This is a genomic window from Phenylobacterium deserti (genome assembly GCF_003254705.1).
Classification (GTDB): Bacteria; Pseudomonadota; Alphaproteobacteria; order Caulobacterales; family Caulobacteraceae; genus Phenylobacterium; species Phenylobacterium deserti.
This window is the reverse complement of record NZ_QFYR01000001.1, coordinates 1,354,478-1,377,804: the sequence shown is the minus strand read 5'-3', so window position 1 is coordinate 1,377,804 and position 23,327 is coordinate 1,354,478. Positions and strand designations below refer to the sequence as shown.

Here is a 23,327-nt window from a genome sequence, read left to right as displayed (position 1 = left end):
TCAGACTTCCGAGGTGTTACGGACGATCTTGGAGACCAGGCCGTACTCGATCGCCTCTTCAGCGTTGAGCCAGAAGTTGCGCTGGGTGTCCTTCACGATCCGCTCGACCGTCTGGCCAGTCTCTTCCGCGATGATCCGGTTCACGCGGTCGCGCATCTTGATGATCTCGCGCGCTTCGATCTCGATATCCGAGGCTTGGCCGCGGCTGCCGCCAGCCGGCTGGTGCAGCAGGAAGCGAGTGTTCGGCAGGCAGAAGCGGTTTTCCTTGGTCGCACCCAGGAAGATGTGCGCGCCGGCGCTGGCGACCCAGCCCGTGCCGATCACCTTCACTGGAGAGCCGCAGAAGCGGATCATGTCGTGAACAGTGTCGCCGCTTTCCACGTGACCGCCCGGCGAATTCACGATCACCCGGATGGGATCGCTGCTCTCAGCAGACAACGCCGTCAGTTGCGCGGTGACGCGCTCGGCCAGTCGCATGTCGATTTCGCCGAAGATCAACACGGTCCGCGACTTGAACAGGGCGTTCTGGACCGGGCCGGCCGTCATAGGCATGTCTGGCAGACGGCCCTTTTCATCATCGCCATCTTCGTCGTCCAGACGCGCCGTCCACTTGATCATAAGTGCTCCTCGGGGATTGCCGGAGTGAGGGCGCGCCCCACGGCGCCGCCTCCCCGCAGCTGAAGAATGCTCGAATGCAGTTATTGGTCCGCGGGCTCTACGGCAAGAGCGCCCCGCCAGATTGCGTGTGCGCACCTCGTTTGATGCCATAGCCGCGCGCCGGACGAGAGCAGTCGCTCGCCCAGGTGGTATTTGGGCCTCTAGCTGCGCAGCTTAACAGTTCCACAACAATGTTCGCCAAACCGTGTGATCACTAATCGATAGGGGGCGAAATGGTCAGCGTGGGGCGGCAGATACCCATCCTCAACCCGACAGGGCGGGTGGAGCGCGCGGCCAAGCGTGCGGCGCGGGACATGCTGAGGCTGCGGTCTTCGGAGCAGACCTCCGATGACCTGACGCTTACGGACGCCGAACTGCACCGGCTGACCGGCTGTCATCGGATACCGTTCCGGCCCATCGACTGGCCGGGCGCGGCCGCACTGCCGGTGCTGGAGACGCCGCCTCGCGTCTACCCACGCCGCGACGTCGCGCGCAAGGCGCTGGCGGCCTACCGACCGAGCTGGCGCGAGCTTCTGTTCGGTAACCAGAGCCTGCGCCGCCGCGAGCTCGTGGCCCGCGTCCTGGACGCCACAACGCAGGACGAGGCCGACAACGAAGCGGCGCGGCGCACGGTCGAGCTCAACAATCGTAAGCAGAGCTTCGCCGCCAAGGTTCTGGAACTTGAAACTGCACCCGTTCAGGAAGCTCTTGCCCGCTGCTCCACGGTGGACAAGGTCGCGGACCTGGTGAACGCCGCCACCCTCACCGTTCTGGGATCTGGCCGAGCCAAAGCGACGGTCGAAGGCCTCATGCTGGACGACATCCCCGACGAAAGGCTGAGTGGGGGCATGCGGACCGCCATGACCACCGCCCAGCGCAACGAGGTGCATCTCGCTTCGGTGTGCAGCATCGCGCTGCGGATCGGCCTGGAGGTGCTGGGCGCGTTGCGGCTGTCGAAGGTCTGCGTGCTCGTTCAGTGCGAGCTGGTGCAGAACGGCGCCTCGATCGGCAAGCAGACGGTTCTGGAGGTCACTCTCAGCGACAGCAATCTGCCTGTCGCCGAGTTCTTGCGGAGCGATCCCATGAGCCTGGTTGCCCGCCTGGGCGGCCGGCTGGATTGGAGCCCCCAGACCGGCTTCAAGCCGATCTGGGCGTCGGCCGAGAGCGAGCCGGACGCAGCCTTGGCGATGGCTGGCTGACGCTGCATTGAACCGGCGCTTCGGCGGGCCGTTCCGCCGCCGTGCCGCCCCGTCTGCCCACCCTGAAGCCGGCCTCGCCGGAAGCCCTTGCCTTCGGGAGCCTTTGGGCGAGCCTGCTCGACTTCGGCGTCGTGGTCATGGCGCTTGTGGCCGCCGTCAACCTGTGGGCGCCGCCACAGGATCTACCCTGGAAGCCGCTCAGCCTGGACGAACCGCTGGGCATGGCGACGGCGATCAAGTTCGCCCGGGCCACCGACGATCCGGAGCTGTGCCGCAAGATCCTCCAAGAGGGCGGGGTGGCGTTCGTCGATCAGCCCGTTCGCACCGAGCGGTTCTGCACGACCGAAAACTCGGTTCGCGTCACCTCAGGTCTGACACGTCTCGCCCCGGCCGGGCCCACCATCACCTGTCCGGTCGCGCTCGGCTACGCCTTCTGGAGCCGCCACGTTCTGCAACCCGCCGCGCAAGAGACCCTTGGGGCGCGGGTGACGCAGGTCGACCACTACGGCAGCTACTCCTGCCGCAACGTCTATGGACGTGAGAGCGGCCGGCCCAGCGAGCACGCCCGAGCCAACGCACTCGACGTGGCCGGCTTTCGGCTGTCCGACGGGCGGCGGATCACCGTGGCTGGAGACTTCCGGCGTGAGGACGAGCGCGGCGCCTTTCTGCGCCGGGTGCGAGACGACGCCTGCGGCTTCTTCCATGGTGTGCTCAGCCCCGACTACAACGCTGCGCACCGCGATCACCTGCACCTGGACTTCGGCCCCTACAGGATCTGCCGCTGAGCTTGACCTAGAGGCCCGCACGACCCCAGATGTCATTCAAACAACCGTTTGAGGACGAGGGCATGGGCGAACTTTTCGATCTGACCGGCAAGGTGGCAATCATCACCGGCTCGTCCCGCGGCATCGGTCGCGCGATCTCCGAGCGCATGGCCGAACACGGCGCAAAGGTGGTGATCTCCTCGCGCAAGCAGGGCCCGTGCGAAGAGGTGGCGGAGGCGATCAACGCCCGCACGCCGGGTCGCGCCATCGCCGTCCCCGCGAACATCTCCTCCAAGGAAGATCTTCAGCACCTCGTGGACGAGACGCGGGCCGCTTTCGGCAAGGTCGACATCCTGGTCTGCAACGCCGCCTCCAACCCTTACTACGGACCGATGAGCGGGATCTCGGACGACCAGTTCCGGAAGATCCTGGAGAACAACATTATCGCCAACAACTGGCTGGTGAGCATGGTAGCGCCGGAGATGCGCGCGCGGCGCGACGGCGCGATCGTGATCATCTCGTCCATCGGCGGGCTACGCGGCACCCCGGTGATCGGCGCCTATGCCATCTCGAAGGCCGCGGACATGCAGCTGGCCCGCAACCTCGCCCAGGAGCTATCGCCCGACAACATCCGGGTCAACTGCATCGCCCCCGGGCTGGTGAAGACCGACTTCGCCCGCGCGCTGTGGGACACTCCTGAAGGTGAGGAGCGCGCCAGCCGGGGCACGCCCCTGCGCCGCCTGGGCGAGCCGGACGACATCGCGGGCGCGGCCGTGTTCCTCGCCTCGCGCGCCGGCGCCTGGACCACGGGCCAGACGCTTGTTGTGGACGGCGGCGCGACGGCCTAGCGGCCGAGCGGCAGGGGCGGAGAGTAGTCGGTCATCTTCATGAAGACGCTCTCCACCTTGTCCACCAGCTTGCCATTGGCTTCGGACGCGCTGGCGATGGCGCGCCACTCCGGATCGGAGCCAAACGCCTTCCAGGATGCATCGCGAGCCTCGCGGCTTGGGTAAGCCAAGACGTAGATCACCCGCCCGTTCGGCGCATCGAGGTCGCTCCAGTAGGCGACATTGGTCATGCCGTGCTTCTCGAACATCTTGAGGGTGTGTTGGCGAAAGCGCGTGTTGAGCGCTTCGAGCTTGCCTGGCGCGGCGTAGTAGGTGCGCAGTTCGTAGACCGCGGTCTGCGGATCGAGCTTGGCTGGCTGCGCGAAAGCGGGCGCGGCCATTGCAACGGCGACGGACGCGAAAAGAGAAGCAGGCAGAAAACGCATGAAGGCTCCGGGCGTGTGAGCCGCGGAGCCTCTAATGGCGACGTTGTCCTGGCAACAGGCTTGTCAGTGCGGAGCGAGGCGGCTGGCCAGCACGTCGAGCACGCGGCGGCAGGCGGCCAGATCTTCCGGGTCGATGTCGTCGAACAGGCTCTGCTGGAGTCGGCGCTCGATGGCGCTCGCCTGGTCCAGCAAGGTTTCGGCTTCGGGGTTGAGGCGAACCAGCTTCTGGCGACGGTCGGCGACGCCGGCGCAGCGCTGAACGAGGCCCTGCGTTTCCAAGGCGTCCACCAAGCGCACCACCGTGGGGGCTTCCACCCCGAGCTCCTCGGCCAACCGGTTCTGCGGCAGGCCATCGCCGGCCTGGGCGATGGAGACCATGGCTGCTAGGCGGGCGTCGGTTTGCCCGAGGCCGCGCAGGCGCAGGTTCAGGCGGGCCCGCCAGCGCCGACCCACCAGCATCAGGCTGGAGACCAGGGCGGACGCAGTCTCGCTCTCACGGGCGGGTTGCTCGACAGTCAGTTGCAGGGCCGCGGCCATCGCAATCTCCAGGGGTTCGGCAGGTCTCCGCCGGGTCTTTCGACGCCCGAGGTATGCGGTCATTCGCCTGTGAGGAGAACTACGGGGAATTACCTATGCCAGCTTGCGTCTTGGGCTGGGCCCGAGCCTCTGCGCATCCGAGGATCACCCGCAGCATGCCCTCCCGCCAGACCGGCGTCGCCCAATCGGCCATGTCGTTGTGCCCGAGCCCAGGGATGGTCTCGATCACCGTGCCATTGATCTTCTGCTCTTCGGGCGTCGGCAGCACGCCCGGATCCGGAGGCTGATCCACGGAGCGGATGGTGCAGACGTGCGGCGACGGGCGCCGGGGCAGCGGATAGCGCCGGTTGTCCAGGGTGACGGCGACGGCAACATCCTTCGGATGCTCAGCAGCGTAGAGCAGAGAGATGTCGCCGCCGTTGGAATGGCCAACCAGCAGCAGGGGCTGGGAGTTCGCCAGGCCAGCCTCCCGCACGGTCCGGACAATTAGGTCCAAGCTGCCAGCGGCGGCCCGCCAGCCGGGCATGCGGCGGTTGAAGATGTCGTCGCCCAGGATCAGCGGCGGATCGCCCGGGATCTCGTTCTGCACCGCCGCCACCGTGTAGCCCCGCTGGACAAGGGCCTCGGAGATGAAGCTGTAGGAAGTGGCGCTGGCCCCATGCCCGGGCGAGACAACGGCGAGGGGCTGCGGGCCAGACGCGTCCTCAGCGCGGTAGAGCACCACCGGAACCGGACGATTTCGGGCCGGATCATAGAGGGTGATTGCGGTCCGCAAGGTCGCGGCGGCCGCCGGCTCGCTCAGGGCGGCGACGGCGACGACGAACGCGATGAGGCGGCGCATGGCAGGTCGCTTCATGCGCACCTCATGATGAGGTTCGCGCCGGAACACCAGAGGGCGCGGCGCCGCGCCCGGCTGCAGTTCGGGATGCGCCTACGCGAACAGGGCTCGAACACCCAGAGCGATCGCCAGCCACATCAGGCCGGAAACGAAGAGCGCCAAGGTCAAGGACACGCCGGGGGGAATACGGTCGGCCACCGCCGTGGGGCGACGCACGCGCGGCTGGCGAGCAATCAGTTCGGCGCGAATGGTGCGGGTCGGCTGGTTCACGAGATCCATCCCTTTGCGGTGGACCTTTGTGATGCTCCTGCTGACGGAGCTTCGCACTACTGTAGAACTACGATGAAGGCGCCCATCGGAACCGGCGGAGTCGCGGCGGATTCCTCCCGAGCCACGCTTCGCAGGAGGAAAACGATGGCCGACAACAAGCAACATGTGGGCGAGCCGGACCGCAGCCGGGTTTCTGGCTCCGAGGACTACGAGGTCCGATACTTCGCAGATAAGCACGGCCTCACCATGGACCAGGCTCGAGACCTGATCGCACGCCACGGCAATCAGCGGGACGAGCTCGACCGCGCCGCGGAGCAGCTTAAGCGCGCCTGATCGCGCTCACATAACCGCGACCTGCGACAAGCGGAACAACAGCTCTAGGGTCAAGGTTGAAGCGCCAGACAGGGAGCTGGACCATGAAGACCCGAGCCCAAGCCTCGCGCAGAAGCGTCGAAGTCGTCCGCAAGCGCAAACCGGCCGCAAGCGGCCGCCACCTCGTCTGGCGACGCGGCGTCGAAAGCGCCGCCGCCAACGATGGCACTGACCTCAGTTCGCTGATGCTCTACGGGCAGGCCTGAGGCTGCCGAACGCCCCGGCGCTCCCGCACTGGGAGGCCGGGGGCTCGCCAATGGCGCGACCAGCAGCCATCGGAAGGGACCCGCAAAGTACGCCGCGCGCCGTCCTTGCCTGAGTCATGACGCAGGCAGCCTGACCGCCCGATGAACGAGGGCAACGCTTGGCGGAACGACGATGCGCGTGGGCTGTTTTCGTCAAGTGACGGGACCAAGGAGCCGCACGTGAAGGCCAGCAAACGCAAGCGGCGGGCCCTGTTCGAGGCGTCGCGAACCATAGACCTGAGGGATGCCGACCAGGTCCGCTACTGGGCCAAACGCTTCGGTGCGTCGCCGCAAGAACTTGCCGAGGCCGTGGACAAGGTAGGGCCCAACACGACGGCTGTGGCCCTTCAGCTCAGCGCGCCGCTGAGCTGACGCCGGCCTAGAGCCCTAGCCAGGCTGCGGCCAGGCCGCCCACGCCGCGGAAGTCGCCGCCGCCGCGGGCTGCAATCAGACACGCACAAGGCCCGTCCTCCGTCACTGCAAGCTCGTGGCCCTCACCCGTGCGGTGCTCGGCGAAGTCGCCCTGCACGTAAACTGCAGGATCGCTGAAGGCCCCGGAAAGCACCGCAATCATCTCGTCGCCGCCGTGCTGGTGCCAAGGCACCTTCGCTCCAGCCGGGGCGTGGAGCAGCGCCAGACGCCAGCCATCCTCGTCGGGAATACGGGCGCGCGCCGCCCAGAAGCCCGGCGCAACCCAACGACGGGGCGCGAAGCCGACGTCGGCGAGCACCAGCGGAAGCCGAACGTCGCCTAGGCGTACGGGGCTGGACAGGGCCGGCTTACTGCGCCCAACGTCCAGCCGACGAAGAGTTCGCGCAAGGGCGTCGGCCGCAAGCGGCGCATCGGGAAGGCCGGCGAGGCGCTGCCCCTCCGTGGCCTCGACAGCGCGTACCTGCGCGGCGCAGAGGGCGCATCCCTCGACGTGCGCCCCCACGGCCAGGGCGGCGGCTGTCGGCAGCTCTCCAGTCGCGAGACGGGCAAGCAGCGGCGCTGACGGGTGACGCGTCGCGCTCAATGGAAGCCTTCCAGCGAACCGCGCAGCTTCTCGGTAGCGCGCCGGATCCTCGACTTCACCGTTCCAAGCGGTAAGCCGAGCTGCTCGGCGATCTCGCTGTGCGTCCGCTCTTCGAAGAAGGCCAGCCGCAGGATCTCGGCCTGGTCGGTAGGCAGCTGCTGCAGGGCGCGGCGGACCCCCGCCTCACCTTCCAAGGCGTCGAGCGCCTGCTCCGGGGTAGTGGGCGCCTCTTCCGGGTCGGGCGGGATCACGTGGGCGTGCCGTTCGCGACGGAGCGCATCGATCCGCAGGTTGCGAGCGATGGTGTAGATCCAGCTCCACGCGCTGGCCCGCTCCGGATCGAACTGCCAAGCCTTCCGCCAGACCGCGAGCAAGGTCTCTTGCGCGAGCTCCTCCGCCTGCTCCTCACGAGCGCCCATGCGCAGGAAGTAGGTCTTCACCTTGGGTGCGAAGCGGTTGAACAGCTGGGCGAAAGCCGCGCGATCCTGAAAGTGTGCGATCGCCAGGATCTGCTCGTCGGGACCGCAGTCCTCAGCTTCGAAGGCGCGCTGTGCTCGCCCCATCTCGCCCTCCCCAGTTCACGTCCGACGCGGGCGCGTCGGCAGTCAACCAGCGAGACCCCGACGTTGTTTCACGCCGCCCCTCGAATTTTCCTGGAAAGATTTTGAATGCTCAGGGGATCTGCAAACAGAGTTCCATCGTACCTTGCGAATATTTGCATTTGCTCGATTTTCGATCACCGTTTTGTGCGAATAACTCTTCGCCCAGCCCCCGGTTGAGGAGGCGTCGGAGGACGAGACCTCCGTACGTCCTGAACCCTGGGAGGGTATCTCTATGACTTCTAAACTGATGGCTTCGGCCTCTGCGCTGATCCTCGGCGCGGTTCTCTCCACCGCCGCGATCGCGCAAACGGCCACCGCCGACGCCGCGGCTCAGACCGCCACCGCCGACGGCGGCGAGAGCGGCTCCGCGGCCGCCTCCAGCAGCTGGATGGACAACTCCACCACCACCAACACCTCGGACAGCTCCGGCTCGCACAGCGGGAACACCAACACCACGACGAACACGAGCACCGACAGCTCCAACAACCAATCGTGGGCTGACTCCGGCAACACCGACAGCTCGAACAACCAATCGTGGGCGGACTCGGGCAACACCGTCACGAACACGACCAACGACTCGTCCGACAACTCGGACCGTTCGGACAACTCCGACAACTCGGTGAACTACGCCGACTCGAACAACGACAACTCGGATCGTTCGACCAGCTACCGCGACTCGAACAACGACAACTCGGTCACCCGCACGTCGAACACCGACTCGAACAACGACAACAGCCGCGTCGTCGACTCGATGAACGACAACTCGGACCGGTCGGACAACTCCGACAACTCGACCAACGACTCGATGAACGACAATTCGGACAACCGGGTCGACAGCTCGAACAACCAGTCCTGGGCTGACTCGGGCAACACCAACAACTCGATCAACAACTCGCAAAACACCACCACGATGAACATGACCAGCACGCTGTCCAGCCAAGAGCTGAACGGCACGGTCACGAACGTCCGCGTGGTGTTCGGTCCGGCCACGGGCGGCGGCGCGGGTTCGTCCGCGGGCGCTGGCACCGACGGCGGTGAAGGCGAAGAAGGCACGGGCGCTGGCGCCGGTGCGGGCGCCGGCTCCACGGCGGGCGGCGCTGGCCAAAACGGCGCCTTCACCACGGGCGACGTGTCCATCGCGGGCGGCTCCTTCGCGGGCTTCGCCGGCGTTCAGACCGCCACCTTCAACACCGCGCCTGGCGCTCTGAACCAGGCCGCCACCTCCCTGGCCGCCAACGCCAACATCAGCTTCGGCGGCGGCACGGCTCCGTAAGTCTTAGAGCCTCTCCCGGGGGCCGCGCCGGAGGGATCCCCCTCTGGCGCGGCTTCCCGCCTTTGTTTTTCAAGACCCGTTCCCTGGGGAGGGGACTATGAAAAAGATGCTTCCTCTGCTGGCGCTCGGCCTGCTGACGGCCAGCGCCGCGGGCGCCGAGCCGCAACTGCTCGCCGACCCACTCGCCACGCCCGCCACCGTTGCGACGATCGACGTCGGCGACGTCGCGCCGCTCGCGGTCCCGCCGCTCACCGCTTCCGAAGGCGCCGCCCTGAGCCTGGAAGAGATGTCCGACATCAGCGCCGGCGACGGAACGTTCGTTGAAGCTCTGACCAGCCAACAGCTGACGGGCGCCTCCACCGGCAACAGCGTGGTCGCCAACAGCGTGACGAGCGGCGATGTGAACTTCTCGCCCACGGCGCTCTCTGGCTTCAGCGGCGTCGGCAACTTCGTCGTCAACACCGGGGCCAACAACACTCTGCAGGGCGCCATCAACATCAGCGTGGTGACCGTCCCGACCCCATGAGACGCAGTCGCACCCGTATCGGCTTCCTCCTCGCCGCCACGTCCCTGATGTTGGCGGCGGCGCCGTCTGGCGCGGCCGCCCAGGCATTCTTTAACACAGGCCTGGGGACGTTCGCCGCACCCGTGGTCAGCATGCGTGACATGCCTTTCCGCACCGTGGTGCGTCAGCAATACGACTACAGCTGCGGCTCGGCGGCGCTGGCCACCCTGCTGCACCACCACTATGGCCGACCGGTGGGCGAAGCCGAGATCTTCAAGGCCATGTACGCCACTGGCGACCAGGCGAAGATCCGTCAGGTGGGCTTCAGCCTGCTGGACATGAAGAACTACCTGAAATCCATCGGGCTTAGCGCCGACGGGTACCGCGAAAACCTGGACCTCCTGCGCAAGCACAAGAGCCCGGCGATCGCGGTGATCAACGTGGGCAACTACCGTCACTTCGTCGTGGTGAAGGGCGTCCAGGGCGGCAAGGTCCTGGTCGGTGACCCGGCGCTTGGCCTCAAGGCTTACAGCCTGGCCGAGTTCGCACAGGTCTGGAACGGTGTGGTGTTCATGATCCACCCGAACTCCGCCGATGGCGCCTTCAACAGTCAGAAGGAGTGGGGCAGCCTTCCGACCGCACGCCTCGACGCGCTGGACGACAGCAGCCTGGCGTCCTTCACGCGCGAACTTCCCCCCATTTACCAGATCACCACCGTCCAGGTACTGCCATGAAACGCGCGCTGTTTTCCCTTTGCGCCGCAACGGCGCTGACCCTGGCCGGGCCCGTCGCCGCCCAGGAGCTCGCGGCCGATCCTTTCCTGGAGCCGGCCACGCTCAGCGAGACCGAGCTGAGCAACATGCGAGGCGGGATCCTGACGCCGCTCGGGGTCGAGATCGGCCTCGGCGCGGAGGTCCGCACCTACATCGATGGGCAGTTGGCCCTGCAGACCCGGCTCACCTGGACCGACACCGGCGCGGTCGCCGAACACATCGGAGATCTCTCGGCAGTGACCGCCACCGGTCTGCCGGACGGCTGGATGACCACGATCCCCGGGGTCGGCGGCGAAACCCAGGTGCTGCACAGCCTGACAGGCGACCGGATTGCGAGCGTGATCACGAACACCGCGAACGGCCGGGACATTCGGCAAGACACCGATATCCGACTTATCATTCCGCAACTCTCGGAACTTCAAGCGCAGCTGTCCGCTGATCGAATTACCGCAAATGTTCAGAACGCGGTCGGGCTGGCGCTTGCCGATCGAACGGGGCGCTGAGGGGGCTGGGGATGAGCGACTCCTTTCGCGAGGCGATGCTGGGGCAGATCCCCAAGCTTCGCGCCTACGCCACGGCCCTGACAGGCTCCTCCGTCGAAGCCGACGATCTCGTACAAGACGCCTTGGTCCGCGTGTGGCGCTTCCGGGACGCCTTTCAGCCCGGCACGAACATCGCCGCCTGGATGTTTCGCATCCTCAAGAATGAGTTCCTGACACAGCGCACTCGCCGCCGGCCGATGGTCGAAGACCCCGACGGCCAGCTGTCCGGTCAGCTCACCTGCGATCCGGACCAGGAGTGGCGCCTGCAGTACGGCGAGATCCTCGACGCTCTGCCGCTGCTGCCGGACGACAACCGGGACGCCCTGCTCCTCGTGGTGGCAGGCGGCCTTTCCTATCAGGAAGCGGCCCATGTCTGCGGCTGCGACGTCGGGGTCCTCAAGGGCCGCATCCGACGCGCCCGTGTGCGCCTGGCCGAACTGACCGACCTTGGAAGCCCCAAGCTGTCGGCGCAGCGCGGACGCGAAGCCGACGGGCTCCGGGCCGCGATGCTCAACTAGATTCAAAGACAACAGGGGGAGGCGACTAAAATGCTCAACCGGAATGCTGCGCTCCCGCCTGCGCCCATGGCGCTGGCGGGTTCGATCGTGCTTGGGCTCGGAGCGGCCGGCGCGGCTCAAGCGCAGGTGGCGCCCGCCGCAGCGCCTGCGGCGAGCCAGGATGCGGTCAGCCCCTCGCAATTCAATGAGCTCAAGGCTGAACTGACCCGCCAGTCCCAATTGATCGAGGCTCAGCGCAAGGAGCTCGACGAGCTGAAGGCGCAACGCGACGAGATGCTGAACGCCATCCGCGCGGCGGGCATCGGCCGGGCCACGAGCATGGCCGCGCTCCAGCAGCAGGTCCCGAACCCAGTCAGCGAAGCGCCTCCAGTGCAGCCCGTGGCGCCCACCGCCCCCACCCCGTCAGGCGTGCCGCAGGTAGGCCCCGCCCGGCCTGTGGGCCAGGCCCCGCCGGAGCAGGCCCGCGCTGACGCCGACGCCATCCCGCCCGGGCTGGGCGTGCTGACGCCGCGCGGGCACTTCGTGTTCGACCCATCGGTCGAATACGTGCGAACCAGCAACAATCGCCTGATCTTCCGTGGCGTTCAGATCGTCCAAGGCATTCTGGTGGGAGCGATCGATGCGGGCGACGTCGGGCGCGATACCGGGGTCGTCACCCTCGCGGGTCGGTACGGGCTGACGAACCGGCTCGAGGTCGAGGCCCGCGTACCCTACGTGTGGCGTCACGACTCGATCCAAAACGTGTCCGCCGCCGACAACGCCGTGCAACGGACAAGCGAGCTGCGCGGCCAAGACATCGGCGACGTCGAGGTGGGCGCCCGCTACCAGCTGAACTACGGCCGAAACGGCTGGCCGATCTTCGTCGCAAACACGCGAGTGAAGACTCCGACCGGCACCGGCCCTTATGAGGTGGAGTACGACCGCGACGGCGTCGCCCAGGAGCTGTCCACCGGCTCCGGGTTCTGGAGCGCCGAAGCCGGCGTCACCATGCTCTACCCCACCGATCCTGCGATCATTTTCGGCGGCATCAGCTATCTGCATACCTGGGGCCGCGACATCGACCGGCGGATCCCGAACGGAGACAGCGACCCGATCTTCCTGGGCCGCATTGAGCCCGGCGCTTCTATCAGCGGCTCCTTAGGGTTTGGCCTGTCGTTGAACCCGCGCTTCTCGGTATCGCTGGGCTATGGACATAGCTACATCCAGCCAACCAAGACCATCGTGAACGGCGAAGAAAACGAGTCCCGCGCCCTTCAGGTCGGCAGCATGATGATGGGCTGGTCCTTCCGCCTGACACCCCGCCTGACGTTGAACAACGCCTTTGAGTTCGGCGTCACGTCCGACGCGCCGGACATGCGGGTGGTGTTCCGCGCGCCATATCGGTTCTAGGCCCTCGCGAGAAGCCTGCGCTGCGCGGATCCTGAACATAGCTTAACTTGAGCCAGAGCCGCAGAGGCCTATGACCTGACCCGGAGTTCGAAGAACGAAGTTCCGGGAGACCTGAGGTGAAGACGACGATTGCGGCCGCCCTGGCCCTGCTGCTGACCAGCGCTGCACTGCCCGCCCTGGCGCAGCCTCTTGAGCCCACGGCCCGCAAGGCTGCTGTCGAGCAGGCGGCCAAGGCGCTGCGCGAGCAGTATGTGGAGCCCAGCGTCGGCGCGGCGACTGCGGAAAAGATCACCGCTGCAGAAGCTGCGGGCGCGTACGCCCATCTCACGGACGTGCAAGCCTTCGCCAAGCAGATCAGCGCCGACATGGCGGAGGTGGCGCATGACGGGCACCTGCGCGTCGTCACTCGCAACGGCCCGCCGCCTCCCGGCGCGCAGGGTGGCCCGCCACCCCGCAGTGAAGCGGGCGTGGTGCGCGCCGATCGCCTGGCTGGAGACGTCGGATACCTCGAGGTGGTCGGCTTCCCGCCGGGCGCCGTGTTCAAGCCGGCGATCGACAAGGCCATGTCGCAAATCGCCGACTGCAAGGCCCTTATCGTGGACCTGCGCCGCAACGGCGGCGGCGAGCCCGAAGCGGTGGCCTACCTCGTCAGCTTCTTTGTGCCCGGGGACAAGCCGGTGCACGTCAACGACCTGATCTGGCGCAATCCAGGCACGGAGACCTTCCGGACCGAAGCCTTCTGGACGGAGAAAACGCCCGTCCGCTTCACCGGCAAGCCGGTGTATCTGCTGACCAGCAAGCAGACCTTCTCGGGCGGCGAGGAATTCGCCTACGACCTGCAGGCCATGAAGCTTGCAAAGCTCGTAGGGGAGACCACCGGCGGGGGCGCGAACCCTGGCGGGATCACACCCATGGGCGGCGAACTTGCTCTGTTTCTGCCCAGCGGAAAAGCGCGTAACCCGATCACCGACGACAACTGGGAAGGCCGCGGCGTGCGCCCTGACCTTGCCACTTCTAGCGCCGACGCTTTGAAAGCCGCCCTCAAGGCGCTCGGCCAATCTCCCGCAGCAGGCGACATTGAAGGCCTGTCCAAGGCACGCCTGTTCACGCCGCGCACGATCGCCCAGACCGGCTCCGAAGCCGCCGTGCGGCGCAGCGTCGAGGAAATCGTCCGGGGTGAGCCCGATTACGCTCGAATGACGCCTGAGCTTGCGGAAGCCACCCGTGCGCAGGCCGGTGGCATGCGCCAGATGCTGTCTGGGATGGGGCCGCTCAAGTCGGTGACCTTCCGGGAAGTGAACCCCATCGGCGCCGACGTCTACGATGTGGTGTTCGAGAAAGGCGCTTTGCGCTGGATGATCGTTCTGGCGCCGGATGGTCGCACGGCGCTCGCGTCCTTCCGGCCCGCCTGACCGGCTGGTGCGGTCGGCGTCAGGCCCCCGCCCCTTCCGAACCCACAAAGACCACCTTCGCGCCCTTTTCCACGGCGCGCCCGAGCTGGGCCACGTCCCAGTTGGTGAGCCGCACGCAGCCGTGGCTCGCGACCTTGCCCACCAGCGACGGATCGGGTGTGCCGTGGATGCCGTAGGTCTCCTTGGTCAGGTCGATCCAGGTGGCGCCGACCGGGTTGTTCGGCCCCGCCTTGATTGTGAGCTTGCCGGCGCTCTTCTTGCCGAACGTCAGACGGCTAGGGTCGTAGGTATAGGTCGGCTCTGGCGCGACGGCGCGCACCTCCCAGGTCCCGCTGGGCGCCGGTCGGTCCTCGGATCCCACGGTGGCCGGATAGACCGCCAGCAAGGCGCCGTCGGCGCCGTAGGCCCGCGCCTGTAGCCGGCTCTTGTCCACCTCGACGCGCGCCACCTTTGCCGGCAGGTCCGCCGCCCCCGGCGCGACCACCACGATGGTCGAGCCCGCGCGCGCGAAATCGGCGCCCGGATTGAGCGCCTGCAGCAGCTCCGGGCTCATGTGGAACTTCTCGGCCAGTCCTTCGAGCGGGCTTTTGTAGGCGAGATGGTCCAGCTTGGCCTGGTCGGCCATTTCCTTCGGGATCTCGGCTACGAACGGACCCTGCACATCCTCAGCCGCGATGACATAGTCCGTCATGACGGGTCCGGCGTTCCGCGACAGCTGCGTCCAGACTTGATCGTCCAGCAGCCCGTCCACCGGCAGGTTGTGGGCCTGCTCGAAGGCGGCGACAGCTGTCTTCAGGTTGCCCCCGTCTTTGCCATCGATCTCGCCCGGGGAGAAATGCGCGCGCTGAAGCAGAGCTTGGACGCGGATCAGAACATCGCTCAGTTGCTCCGGCGGGGCCTGGCTGCTCCATGTGGCGCGGTCGATCGCCTGCGCCGCCGGATTGCTCGACGGTTGGACTGCGGCAGGAGCCACCGCGGCCGTGGGCGGCGCCGGTTTCACGCCTGGATCGGGCGTAGCCTGCGGCTGGGGACGCGAGCACGCAGCTAGGGAAAGCGCCAGCGCGCTGACGGTCACAGCCGCCTTCGTAAATTTCATGGTGGACCTCGGCCTTGCGCCGTACGTTTGGCGTGACGTGAAGTTCAAACCGTCAGAGGCACTGCGGTTCCTGGGCGCCCTTGCGGCGGCCTTTGTGCTGCTCGGCTTGATCGTGCTGCGCGTGACCAGCTGCGCCCCGCTTCCGAAACCGACGCTTCCCTCCGCCTCGCCGCTGCCGCCGCCGCCTGCGCAAACAGCGGCGGTCGACTGCCACACGATCGGCTGGGACAAGGCCGCTCGGATCAACGGCAGCTCGCTGAAAGCCATGCCATGGGCGCCCTTCGGCCGAGTCGAAACGGGTTGGGAGACCTATGCTCCGTTGATCGCACGGGAGATTGGCACCCGATGCGCGCCGGACACCCCTGGTTTCGCCAGCGCCCTAGCGGCTTGGCAGTCCCGCAACGGCTTCCACTCCGACGGGCTGGTCAGCGAATTCAGCTTCATCAAGATGAAGGGTGTGGTGCAGGGCCGCCGCCCGATCGTCCTGCTGAGTTCGCGCGGCATCTGCGCACCAGCCGCCCAGGACAGCGAGCTTGCCGAAAGCGTCGCCGGCGAAGGCTATGGGGGCAAGCAGATCCAGTTGCGCCACAAGGCTTTCGCAGCCTACCGACGGATGGTCGCCGCAGCCCGGGCGGAGGATCCGCGCATCGCGGAGGATCCTCGCTTCCTGCAGATCTTTTCCGGGTTCCGAAGCCCTGCCTACGACGCCGCCCGGTGCGCGGCGCAGGGCAACTGCAACGGACGTGAGCGGGCGCGATGCTCGCCGCACCGCACGGGACTGGCGATGGACCTTTATGTGGGGCAGGCGCCGGGGTACGGCCCAGACTCCAGCGCCGATCCCAACCGCCGCTTCATGACCAAGACGCCCGCGTATCAGTGGCTGCTCGCCAACGCGCACCGGTTCGGCTTCGTGAACTATCCGTTCGAGCCTTGGCACTGGGAATGGACGGGAGAGGACCCGCTGGGGTCTAGCTGACGCTCGCCGTGGTTCGCGTGAAGCCGCCGGCGATGAGCCCGATCTGCCGGTCCATCACCTCGGTCATCGTCTTGGCGTCTGCGCCCTGCCAGGCGGCCAGTCGATAGGTCCAGGCGTAGGCGCTCATCAGCAGATCGACGATGCCCTGAAGGTCCGCCTGCGGGTCAACGTCCCCCGCCTCCACGCCCTTGGCCAGACATTCCAGCATGATGTGCTGCAGCCGAGGGGTTTTGCCGAAGGGGCGAGCCGCCTCCGTCTGCGTCCAGTCATAGGTCGCCGCGATGTGCGCCATGAACAGGTGTACGTGCGGTTCTTCGAACGCGAAGTGGATCGCGAACATGGTCCTCAGCCGGTCGGGTGTTGGCCCGCGCAGGTGCGGGACCACCCGGTCGAGCTCCGCATAGAGCCCGTCCAAGCGGTCCTGCATGACCTGACTGAGGATCTCGCCTTTGGAGGCGAAGGTGGTGAACACGCTTCCGACGGAAACACCCGCTTGTCGGGCGATCTCGCGGATTGTCGTGCCTTCATAGCCGAGGCGGCCGAACAGGTCCTTGGCGGCGCAAAGGACGCGCTCGCGAGTGGCCTGTTTCTGAGCCGTCCTCAAACTATGCCCCCCCTGTCGGCCCTTAGCCCCTGCGGGCGCCGGCCAGCAGAATGCGGATCTGGTCGCGCGCACGCGCCTGAAGCGCGTCCAGGCTCCAGCCCTGGAAGATGGCCTGGTTGTAGTTCGCGAGATAGGCGTCGAACAACATCTGGGCACGGAGCTTCACTTCCGACTCCTGGCTCAGCTCGCCGCGCTCGACCGCCGCGTTCAGCAGCTCGACGATCAGGTCCTGCTGCGCCACAACGGGCGGCAGGTTGCGCAGCACTTGGCCTTCGTCCGGCGACCAGGCGACGCTGAAGGCGGCGCGGGCCAGCGGAAGGCGGCTCTTGTAGAAGCCGTAGCCCGCCATGAACGCACGCAGCAGCGCGTCTTCCAGATTGCGGCCCTTGGTGGCCGCATCCCGCATGCCCTCGGCAAGCGAGGACATGTCGGCGGTCATGATCTCGCGGAAGAGATCGGACTTGTCGGTGAAGTTGGCGAAGACGGCGCCCGTAGACATGCCGGCGGCCGCGGCGATGTCACGGATGGTGGCGCCCTCATAGCCTTCCTCGCTGAACAGCTTGCGGGCGGCGGTCAGGACCTTGGCCCGGGTCTGCTGCTTGGCGAGCGCACGGCGGGTAGGGGCTTTGACCCGGGTTTCGCCGGCGACGTCGTTGGGAGAGACATGTTTCATTGAACTTGAACCTTGCAGAGCGCGGGGAGGCGCTCGTCTCGTATTCGGATCACTCACTCTTTTCTCGACGACGAACGCTTCGGGTCACCCCCTCAGCACCTCGACGCCAAGTTGCACGAACTTCGATGAACACGTTCAGCTAATTACGCTCAACGCAGTCACGCCCGCCCGGCCAACGCACCAACTGAAGTTCGAACAGCAATATTTCTGCTAAATTTCAGTAGGGCGGCAACTAAATGACCGCGGCGAACCAAACCTAGATCTTGGAATGTCGATCGTTGAACGTGATCGATCACCGCGAAGTCAAGCGTCGCATATCGGCGGTCAGCGTTGGCTCGCAAGTACGAGGCGCCCTAAAGTGGGTCGATGAGCGCGATAAACATCCTGGTTTTCGTCGGCCTTGCGGTCGTCACCGTCATTCTGTTCGCGGGCGTGCTGGCCATGTACCGCGGCAAAAACTCGAACAAATACATGCAGTGGCGCGTGATCGCCCAAGGGGCGGTGGTGCTCTTCCTGCTGCTGGTGCTGCTGTGGCGGGCTCGCGGCTGATCTGACCATGGTGACACTCAACCGCATCTACACACGCACCGGCGATCAGGGGCGCACCCGGCTGGCGACCGGCGAGATGGTCAGCAAGGCGGCGGCGCGTGTCGAAACCTATGGCGCCGTCGACGAGACCAACGCGTGCCTTGGGCTTGCGCGACTGCACACCAGCGCCGACCCGGTGCTCGACGCCATTCTGGGCCGGATCCAGAACGAGCTGTTCGATCTGGGCGCCGACCTCGCAACGCCGGCGCGGCCCGACGAAGTGGAAGGTGAGGCCTTGCGGATCGTCGACGGTCAGGTTGCGCGCCTGGAGGCCGAGATCGATCAGCTCAATGCCGATCTGCCGGCGCTAACCTCGTTCGTCCTGCCGGCTGGCGCGCCGGCGGCGGCGGCGCTGCATCTGGCTCGCACCGTTTGCCGGCGGGCTGAGCGCGAAGTCGTGCGCATGCTTGAGCAAGGCGAGCCGGTCGGCGGCCCTGCCTTGCGCTATCTGAACCGGTTGTCGGACCTGCTGTTCGTAGCCGCGCGCGTTGCAAACGGCCGCGGCCAGTCCGAGGTGCTCTGGGCGCCGGCGGCGACCCGCTAGAGCGTCAGCGCGGGACAGCGGGCGGCGGGACCTCGGCAGCGGGAGGCGCCGCCACGACAGGCACCTCAGTCCGGCCGACGGCCTGACGGGCCGCTGCGTCGGCCTGCTTGTCCTGAATGGTTCGGCCGGTGATGTCGGAAATTAGCACCGGCGTTGCACACACGCGCTGCGAGCCATCCCACCACATCTGGGCCTTCTCGCACTTTTGGCGCGGCCACACCCAGCCAACCTGCCAGATGCCGCCGGCGATCACGAGAAGGGCGAAGACGCCAAGGAAGATCAGCTTGAGGCGTTCGATCGTCGGGTTCATGCGTTGCTACTTAGATGAGGGGAGCGCCCGCTGGCTAGCGGCCTGCTCCGTCGAAATTGGGGCGGCGGCCCCGGTCCGGGAAGGGGCAGCTGGCTTGCAAAGCCCGCCGGAGGCGCTATCCCCTTCTCCTTATTTTTCCCCAATCAGATTTGAGGCGCTAGCGACCCATGAAGGTGTTGGTCCCGGTCAAGCGGGTAATTGATTACAACGTAAAGCCAAGAGTGAAGGCCGACCAGACGGGCGTCGACCTCGCCAACGTCAAGATGTCGATGAACCCCTTCGACGAGATCGCCGTGGAAGAGGCGGTCCGGCTGAAGGAAAAGGGCGTCGCCACCGAGATCGTGGCCGTGTCTGTCGGCCCGACCCAAGCCCAGGAAACCCTGCGCACCGCCCTCGCCATGGGCGCGGACCGGGCCATCCTCGTTCAAGCCAACGATCAGGACCTCGAGCCGCTCGCCGTGGCCAAGGTGCTCAAGGCGATTGTCGCCGAGGAAAGCCCCGAGGTCGTTCTGCTCGGCAAGCAAGCCATCGACGGCGACAACAACGCGGTCGGCCAGATGCTGGCGGCCCTGCTGGAGTGGCCCCAAGCCACCTTCGCCTCCAAGATCGAGATCGCCGGCGGCGCCGCCAAGGTCACTCGCGAAGTGGACGGCGGCCTGCAAACGATCGAGGCCACCCTGCCGGCGGTGATCACCGTCGACCTGCGCCTCAACGAGCCGCGCTACGCCAGCCTGCCTAACATCATGAAGGCCAAGAAGAAGCCGCTCGACGTGAAGGAACTCGCGTCTGTCGGCGCCGACGTCGCGTCGCGCCTGAAGGTCCTCAAGGTCACCGAGCCGGCCAAGCGCGGCGGCGGGATCAAGGTCGAGACCGCGCAGGACCTCGTCATGAAGCTCAAGAACGAAGCGGGGGTGCTCTGATGGCTGTTCTCGTCATCGCTGACCACGACAATGCGGCCTTGAAGGACAACACCCACAAGGCGGTTACCGCCGCCCAGAAGATCTCGGGCGACATCGACGTGCTGGTCGCTGGTCAAGGCGCGCAAGCCGCCGCCGACGCGGCCGGGAAGATCGAAGGCGTACGCAAGGTGCTGCTGGCGGAAAGCGCCGAGCTGGACCAAGGCCTAGCCGAGGCGTTCGAGGCGTTGGTGGTCCCGCTCATGGCGAACTACGACGCGGTCCTGATCCCCTCGACTTCGCTGGGCAAGAACATTGCGCCCCGGATCGCGGCCAAGCTCGACGTCGCGCAGATCTCGGACGCGGTCGAGGTGGTGGACGCCAACACCTTCGTGCGGCCGATCTATGCGGGCAACGCGCTGGAGACGGTTCAATCGTCGGACGCCAAGAAGGTGATCACCGTCCGTCCGACCGCCTTCAAGGCGGCGGCGGAAGGCGGCTCGGCCAGCGTCGAAACGATTGCGGCTCCGGCCGCACCGGCCAAGGTCAAGTTCGTCGAGCAGCAGATCGTTCAGTCGGAACGCCCTGAACTCGGCGCCGCCAAGATCGTGGTGTCCGGTGGCCGCGCCATGGGCTCCGCCGAGGAGTTCCAGCGAGTCATCGAGCCGCTCGCCGATAAGCTGGGTGCGGCGGTGGGCGCCTCCCGCGCGGCGGTGGACGCCGGTTACGCCCCGAACGACTACCAAGTCGGCCAAACCGGCAAGGTGGTCGCGCCCGACCTCTACATCGCGGTTGGCATTTCGGGCGCGATCCAGCACCTCGCCGGCATGAAGGACTCCAAGGTCATCGTCGCGATCAACAAGGACGGCGACGCGCCGATCTTCCAGATCGCCGACTACGGTCTGGTGGCGGACTACAAGACCGCTGTGCCCGAGCTGATGAGCGCTCTGGACGGCTCGGCCAAGTAGGCCGCCCGCCACGTTGCACTTGTGAAGGGCGGCCCGATGGCCGCCCTTTCTCGTTAGCCCCACGTCCGCAAGTTGCGGCGGCGCAAGCATCCCGCGCAGCCGCGTTGCGGCGCAGCTTGCCGCCACGCTGCGGCGCAGCAATTCCCTTGTCCCTCCACGCCTTCGCCGTGTTAGAAAGCCGTCACACGCGCGCTTGGGCCTGAGCCCGCGCGCCGGTCATCGAGGCGTTTGCTGGATGGTTGTTATCAAGACGGTCGGCGTGATCGGCGCTGGCCAAATGGGCTGCGGCATCTCCCACGTTTCCGCTCTGGGCGGCTACGACGTGCTTCTGCACGACGTCAGCGCCGATCGGATCGAAGCCGGCCTGAAGCTGATCGAACATAACCTCGGCCGGCAGGTCGCCCGCGGCCTGATTGGCCAGGACGCGATGGACGCGGCCATGGCGCGCATCAAGCCGGCCGCCGAGTTGCAGGCGATCGGCGCGACCGACCTCGCGATCGAGGCGGCGACCGAGGCTGAAGACGTCAAGAAGTCGATCTTCAAGGCGCTGACCCCGCACCTCGCGCCGCAGACGCTGCTGGCCTCCAACACCTCGTCGATCTCGATCACCCGGCTGGCGTCAGCCACGGACCGACCCGAGAAGTTCATCGGCCTGCACTTCATGAACCCGGTGCCGCTGATGAAGCTCGTGGAGATCATTCGCGGCATCGCCACGGACGCCGGCACCTACGAGGCGGCGGTGAACTTCGCGCGGTCGTTGGGCAAGACCACCTCGAATTCCGAGGACTTCCCGGCCTTCATCGTCAACCGAGTACTGGTGCCGATGATCAACGAGGCGATCTACACCCTTTACGAGGGGGTGGGGACGGTGGAAGCCATCGACACGGCCATGAAGCTTGGGGCCAACCACCCCATGGGTCCGCTGGAACTCGGCGACTTCATCGGCCTCGACACCGTGCTGTCGATCATGAACGTGCTGCACGAGGGACTGGCGGACTCAAAGTACCGGCCCTGCCCGCTGCTCGTGAAGTACGTCGAAGCCGGGTGGCTGGGTCGCAAGGCCGGCCGCGGCTTCTACGACTATCGCGGCGAAGTCCCGGTCCCTACCCGCTAAGTCTCCGCGCCCGAGCGCACCTGCGTCCTTAGGACTCAATTAATCCATTCGACTTGCCACGAGTCCCCGGCGGATACTCGTGGTTGATTCGGATGGGGACCATGCGACGGCTCACGTTGGCCTTGCTCTGCGGGGCTTATCTCTGCCTTTCGCTGATCGTAGCGCTGTCGCTGTGGCGCAACGGCGGCGGTTGGGGCGCCGGCGTGGCTGCGCTCGTGGGCGGGCTTGGCCTGTGCTTTGCGTTTCATGGGCTGATCGCCCGGGCGCTTGAGAATGGCGCCATGCGCTCGGACATCGACGCCGTGCGCGAAGCCCAGAAAATCCTGATCGATCAGATGGAGCGCCTGGACGCCAAGGTTTCCAAGATGGCCGAGAGCGTCGCCGACGAGAGCCACCGCTCCGAAGAGCTGTCCGACGAAGTCCACATGCTGGAGACCCTAGTCGCCCGCATGCAGCAGCGGATGGACGAACATCGCTCCACGCCAGAGCCTGCGGCCTACGCCGGCTGCGCGGGCCACAACTCCATGCACCGGCAAGCCGGCGCGCTCATGGACACGGTTCGCGAGGCGCTCTCGGAGAACCGGGTCGACCTCTACCTGCAGCCGGTCGTCGCCCTGCCTCAGCGCAAGACTGTCTTCTACGAGAGCTTCTCTCGCCTGCGCGACGAAACCGGTCGGGTGATGATGCCGGCCGAATACCTGTCGGTGGCCGAACCGGCCGGCATCGTCGCCTCCATCGACAACCTGCTGCTGTTCCGCTGCGTGCAGATCGTCCGTCGCCTGGCCAAGCAGGACCGTCGGGTCGGCATCTTCTGCAACATCTCCATGGCGAGCCTCGGCGACGAGAGCTTCTTCCCGCAGTTCCTGGAGATGCTTAGCGAGAACCAGGACCTGGCCGGCGCCCTGATCTTCGAGATCGGCCAGGCGGCGTTCGACTCCCGAGGCTCGATCCAGGCCCGAAACATGGCCAAGCTGGCCGACCTCGGCTTCCGCTTCAGCCTCGACAAGGTTGTGGACCTGGATCTCGATCTTCAGGACCTCGCCCGGGCGGACGTGAAGTTCGTCAAGATCAGCGCCGGGCTCCTGCTGGAAGAACTCACCGAACAGGAAGGCCGCCTTGTGCTGCGCTCCCTGCCGGACCTTGCCGCTGAGGACTACGCCGCCCTCCTGCGCCGCTACGGCGTCGAGCTTATCGCGGAGAAAGTGGAGGGTGAGCGGCAGGTGGTCGACATCCTCGAACTCGATATCGCCTATGGACAAGGCCACCTGTTCGGCGAGCCGCGCGCCATCAAAGGCGCAGTCCTGGCCGAGACCGGCGCGCCGCCCGCCCTGGGCCGGCCTGATGCGCCGCGCCGGGCGATCCGCTGACCTTCTG

31 protein-coding genes are annotated in these 23,327 nt (G+C 66.6%); 20 read left to right on the top strand and 11 right to left on the bottom strand.

From position 1 onward, the window contains the following. Entirely contained in the window at window positions 1–618 is a 618-nt protein-coding gene (locus tag DJ018_RS06920) for an ATP-dependent Clp protease proteolytic subunit (protein ID WP_111514103.1), read from the bottom strand. Window positions 619–890: 272 nt separating this feature from the next. Between DJ018_RS06920 and DJ018_RS06915 the strand changes: the two genes are divergently transcribed. From DJ018_RS06915 to DJ018_RS06905, 3 genes are all read left to right on the top strand, one after another. Next, a complete protein-coding gene (locus tag DJ018_RS06915) occupies window positions 891–1,856 on the top strand; it encodes a hypothetical protein (RefSeq protein ID WP_111514102.1) in 966 nt (321 codons plus the stop codon). Window positions 1,857–1,897: 41 nt separating this feature from the next. Beyond that, window positions 1,898–2,641: an extensin-like domain-containing protein gene (locus tag DJ018_RS06910; protein WP_111514101.1), complete on the top strand. Its 744-nt coding sequence runs from the start codon at window positions 1,898–1,900 to the stop codon at window positions 2,639–2,641. A gap of 62 nt (window positions 2,642–2,703) precedes the next feature. Beyond that, window positions 2,704–3,468, top strand: coding sequence for an SDR family oxidoreductase (locus tag DJ018_RS06905; RefSeq protein ID WP_111514100.1), 765 nt, complete (start codon window positions 2,704–2,706; stop codon window positions 3,466–3,468). On the opposite strand, the gene DJ018_RS06900 is transcribed toward DJ018_RS06905, so the two are convergent. The 4 genes from DJ018_RS06900 to DJ018_RS19125 all read right to left on the bottom strand — a co-directional run bounded on the left by DJ018_RS06900 (window position 3,465) and on the right by DJ018_RS19125 (window position 5,538). Continuing rightward, on the bottom strand, window positions 3,465–3,893 hold the full coding sequence (locus tag DJ018_RS06900; protein WP_111514099.1) for an NIPSNAP family protein: 429 nt from the start codon (window positions 3,891–3,893) through the stop codon (window positions 3,465–3,467). The two genes, DJ018_RS06905 and DJ018_RS06900, sit on opposite strands and share 4 nt — an antisense overlap. A gap of 63 nt (window positions 3,894–3,956) precedes the next feature. Beyond that, window positions 3,957–4,430 (bottom strand): MarR family winged helix-turn-helix transcriptional regulator, encoded by a 474-nt coding sequence (locus tag DJ018_RS06895; RefSeq protein ID WP_165842812.1) that lies wholly within the window; start codon window positions 4,428–4,430, stop codon window positions 3,957–3,959. A gap of 79 nt (window positions 4,431–4,509) precedes the next feature. Next, window positions 4,510–5,286, bottom strand: a complete 777-nt coding sequence (locus DJ018_RS06890; RefSeq protein WP_111514097.1) for a serine aminopeptidase domain-containing protein — start codon at window positions 5,284–5,286, stop codon at window positions 4,510–4,512. A gap of 75 nt (window positions 5,287–5,361) precedes the next feature. Next, complete coding sequence (locus DJ018_RS19125) at window positions 5,362–5,538, bottom strand: hypothetical protein (RefSeq protein ID WP_165842811.1); 177 nt, start codon at window positions 5,536–5,538, stop codon at window positions 5,362–5,364. 144 nt (window positions 5,539–5,682) lie between these two features. Between DJ018_RS19125 and DJ018_RS06880 the strand changes: the two genes are divergently transcribed. From DJ018_RS06880 to DJ018_RS06875, 3 genes are all read left to right on the top strand, one after another. After that, on the top strand, window positions 5,683–5,871 hold the full coding sequence (locus tag DJ018_RS06880) for a DUF3606 domain-containing protein (RefSeq protein ID WP_111514095.1): 189 nt from the start codon (window positions 5,683–5,685) through the stop codon (window positions 5,869–5,871). Between the two features lie 83 nt (window positions 5,872–5,954). Next, complete coding sequence (locus tag DJ018_RS19120) at window positions 5,955–6,116, top strand: hypothetical protein (protein WP_165842810.1); 162 nt, start codon at window positions 5,955–5,957, stop codon at window positions 6,114–6,116. A gap of 219 nt (window positions 6,117–6,335) precedes the next feature. Then, window positions 6,336–6,527, top strand: coding sequence for a DUF3606 domain-containing protein (locus DJ018_RS06875; protein WP_205853721.1), 192 nt, complete (start codon window positions 6,336–6,338; stop codon window positions 6,525–6,527). A gap of 7 nt (window positions 6,528–6,534) precedes the next feature. Here the strand turns inward: DJ018_RS06875 and DJ018_RS06870 are convergent, their stop codons facing one another. Both DJ018_RS06870 and DJ018_RS06865 read right to left on the bottom strand, forming a co-directional pair. Continuing rightward, window positions 6,535–7,170, bottom strand: coding sequence for a cupin domain-containing protein (locus DJ018_RS06870; protein ID WP_111514093.1), 636 nt, complete (start codon window positions 7,168–7,170; stop codon window positions 6,535–6,537). Next, on the bottom strand, window positions 7,167–7,733 hold the full coding sequence (locus tag DJ018_RS06865) for a sigma-70 family RNA polymerase sigma factor (protein WP_111514092.1): 567 nt from the start codon (window positions 7,731–7,733) through the stop codon (window positions 7,167–7,169). Before DJ018_RS06865 ends, DJ018_RS06870 begins: the two co-directional genes overlap by 4 nt. A gap of 271 nt (window positions 7,734–8,004) precedes the next feature. Here DJ018_RS06865 and DJ018_RS06860 point away from each other — a divergent pair, with 271 nt between their 5' ends. The 7 genes from DJ018_RS06860 (at window position 8,005) to DJ018_RS06830 (ending at window position 14,184) form a co-directional block, all read left to right on the top strand. After that, window positions 8,005–9,045 carry a dentin sialophosphoprotein gene (locus DJ018_RS06860; RefSeq protein WP_133254231.1) on the top strand — a complete coding sequence of 347 codons (1,041 nt, stop codon included), beginning with the start codon at window positions 8,005–8,007 and terminating at the stop codon, window positions 9,043–9,045. Window positions 9,046–9,142: 97 nt separating this feature from the next. Then, window positions 9,143–9,571: a hypothetical protein gene (locus tag DJ018_RS06855; RefSeq protein ID WP_111514090.1), complete on the top strand. Its 429-nt coding sequence runs from the start codon at window positions 9,143–9,145 to the stop codon at window positions 9,569–9,571. Next, window positions 9,568–10,284, top strand: coding sequence for a C39 family peptidase (locus DJ018_RS06850; RefSeq protein ID WP_111514089.1), 717 nt, complete (start codon window positions 9,568–9,570; stop codon window positions 10,282–10,284). Before DJ018_RS06855 ends, DJ018_RS06850 begins: the two co-directional genes overlap by 4 nt. After that, entirely contained in the window at window positions 10,281–10,826 is a 546-nt protein-coding gene (locus tag DJ018_RS06845) for a hypothetical protein (RefSeq protein ID WP_111514088.1), read from the top strand. Before DJ018_RS06850 ends, DJ018_RS06845 begins: the two co-directional genes overlap by 4 nt. An 11-nt stretch (window positions 10,827–10,837) precedes the next feature. Continuing rightward, a complete protein-coding gene (locus DJ018_RS06840) occupies window positions 10,838–11,383 on the top strand; it encodes a sigma-70 family RNA polymerase sigma factor (RefSeq protein WP_111514087.1) in 546 nt (181 codons plus the stop codon). 30 nt (window positions 11,384–11,413) lie between these two features. Continuing rightward, window positions 11,414–12,772: a transporter gene (locus DJ018_RS06835; protein WP_133254230.1), complete on the top strand. Its 1,359-nt coding sequence runs from the start codon at window positions 11,414–11,416 to the stop codon at window positions 12,770–12,772. A 116-nt stretch (window positions 12,773–12,888) separates the two neighbouring features. Next, window positions 12,889–14,184, top strand: coding sequence for a S41 family peptidase (locus tag DJ018_RS06830; RefSeq protein WP_111514085.1), 1,296 nt, complete (start codon window positions 12,889–12,891; stop codon window positions 14,182–14,184). Window positions 14,185–14,203: 19 nt separating this feature from the next. Here DJ018_RS06830 and DJ018_RS06825 read toward each other — a convergent pair whose 3' ends face one another. Next, on the bottom strand, window positions 14,204–15,184 hold the full coding sequence (locus DJ018_RS06825; protein ID WP_240609468.1) for a L,D-transpeptidase family protein: 981 nt from the start codon (window positions 15,182–15,184) through the stop codon (window positions 14,204–14,206). Between DJ018_RS06825 and DJ018_RS06820 the strand changes: the two genes are divergently transcribed. After that, the gene (locus tag DJ018_RS06820; RefSeq protein ID WP_240609467.1) at window positions 15,165–16,256 is read left to right on the top strand and encodes a D-alanyl-D-alanine carboxypeptidase family protein; all 1,092 of its coding nucleotides are present in this window, start codon (window positions 15,165–15,167) and stop codon (window positions 16,254–16,256) included. The genes DJ018_RS06825 and DJ018_RS06820 overlap by 20 nt on opposite strands. Here the strand turns inward: DJ018_RS06820 and DJ018_RS06815 are convergent. Continuing rightward, window positions 16,249–16,860 carry a TetR/AcrR family transcriptional regulator gene (locus DJ018_RS06815; protein ID WP_111514082.1) on the bottom strand — a complete coding sequence of 204 codons (612 nt, stop codon included), beginning with the start codon at window positions 16,858–16,860 and terminating at the stop codon, window positions 16,249–16,251. The genes DJ018_RS06820 and DJ018_RS06815 overlap by 8 nt on opposite strands. Window positions 16,861–16,882: 22 nt before the next feature. After that, window positions 16,883–17,533, bottom strand: coding sequence for a TetR/AcrR family transcriptional regulator (locus DJ018_RS06810; protein ID WP_111514081.1), 651 nt, complete (start codon window positions 17,531–17,533; stop codon window positions 16,883–16,885). A gap of 366 nt (window positions 17,534–17,899) precedes the next feature. Between DJ018_RS06810 and DJ018_RS06805 the strand changes: the two genes are divergently transcribed. Both DJ018_RS06805 and DJ018_RS06800 read left to right on the top strand, forming a co-directional pair. Then, on the top strand, window positions 17,900–18,082 hold the full coding sequence (locus tag DJ018_RS06805) for an HIG1 domain-containing protein (protein WP_111514080.1): 183 nt from the start codon (window positions 17,900–17,902) through the stop codon (window positions 18,080–18,082). Window positions 18,083–18,089: 7 nt separating this feature from the next. After that, complete coding sequence (locus tag DJ018_RS06800) at window positions 18,090–18,665, top strand: cob(I)yrinic acid a,c-diamide adenosyltransferase (protein WP_111514079.1); 576 nt, start codon at window positions 18,090–18,092, stop codon at window positions 18,663–18,665. A 4-nt stretch (window positions 18,666–18,669) separates the two neighbouring features. Here the strand turns inward: DJ018_RS06800 and DJ018_RS06795 are convergent, their stop codons facing one another. Beyond that, window positions 18,670–18,975, bottom strand: a complete 306-nt coding sequence (locus DJ018_RS06795; protein WP_111514078.1) for a hypothetical protein — start codon at window positions 18,973–18,975, stop codon at window positions 18,670–18,672. A gap of 167 nt (window positions 18,976–19,142) precedes the next feature. Here DJ018_RS06795 and DJ018_RS06790 point away from each other — a divergent pair, with 167 nt between their 5' ends. The 4 genes from DJ018_RS06790 to tipF all read left to right on the top strand — a co-directional run bounded on the left by DJ018_RS06790 (window position 19,143) and on the right by tipF (window position 23,320). Next, window positions 19,143–19,895, top strand: a complete 753-nt coding sequence (locus DJ018_RS06790; protein WP_111514077.1) for an electron transfer flavoprotein subunit beta/FixA family protein — start codon at window positions 19,143–19,145, stop codon at window positions 19,893–19,895. Then, window positions 19,895–20,839, top strand: coding sequence for an electron transfer flavoprotein subunit alpha/FixB family protein (locus DJ018_RS06785; RefSeq protein WP_111514076.1), 945 nt, complete (start codon window positions 19,895–19,897; stop codon window positions 20,837–20,839). Before DJ018_RS06790 ends, DJ018_RS06785 begins: the two co-directional genes overlap by 1 nt. A 235-nt stretch (window positions 20,840–21,074) precedes the next feature. Continuing rightward, window positions 21,075–21,953, top strand: coding sequence for a 3-hydroxybutyryl-CoA dehydrogenase (locus DJ018_RS06780; protein WP_111514075.1), 879 nt, complete (start codon window positions 21,075–21,077; stop codon window positions 21,951–21,953). A 101-nt stretch (window positions 21,954–22,054) separates the two neighbouring features. After that, window positions 22,055–23,320 (top strand): flagella assembly cyclic-di-GMP phosphodiesterase TipF, encoded by a 1,266-nt coding sequence (gene tipF / locus DJ018_RS06775; protein ID WP_111514074.1) that lies wholly within the window; start codon window positions 22,055–22,057, stop codon window positions 23,318–23,320. Window positions 23,321–23,327 lie beyond the last annotated feature (7 nt).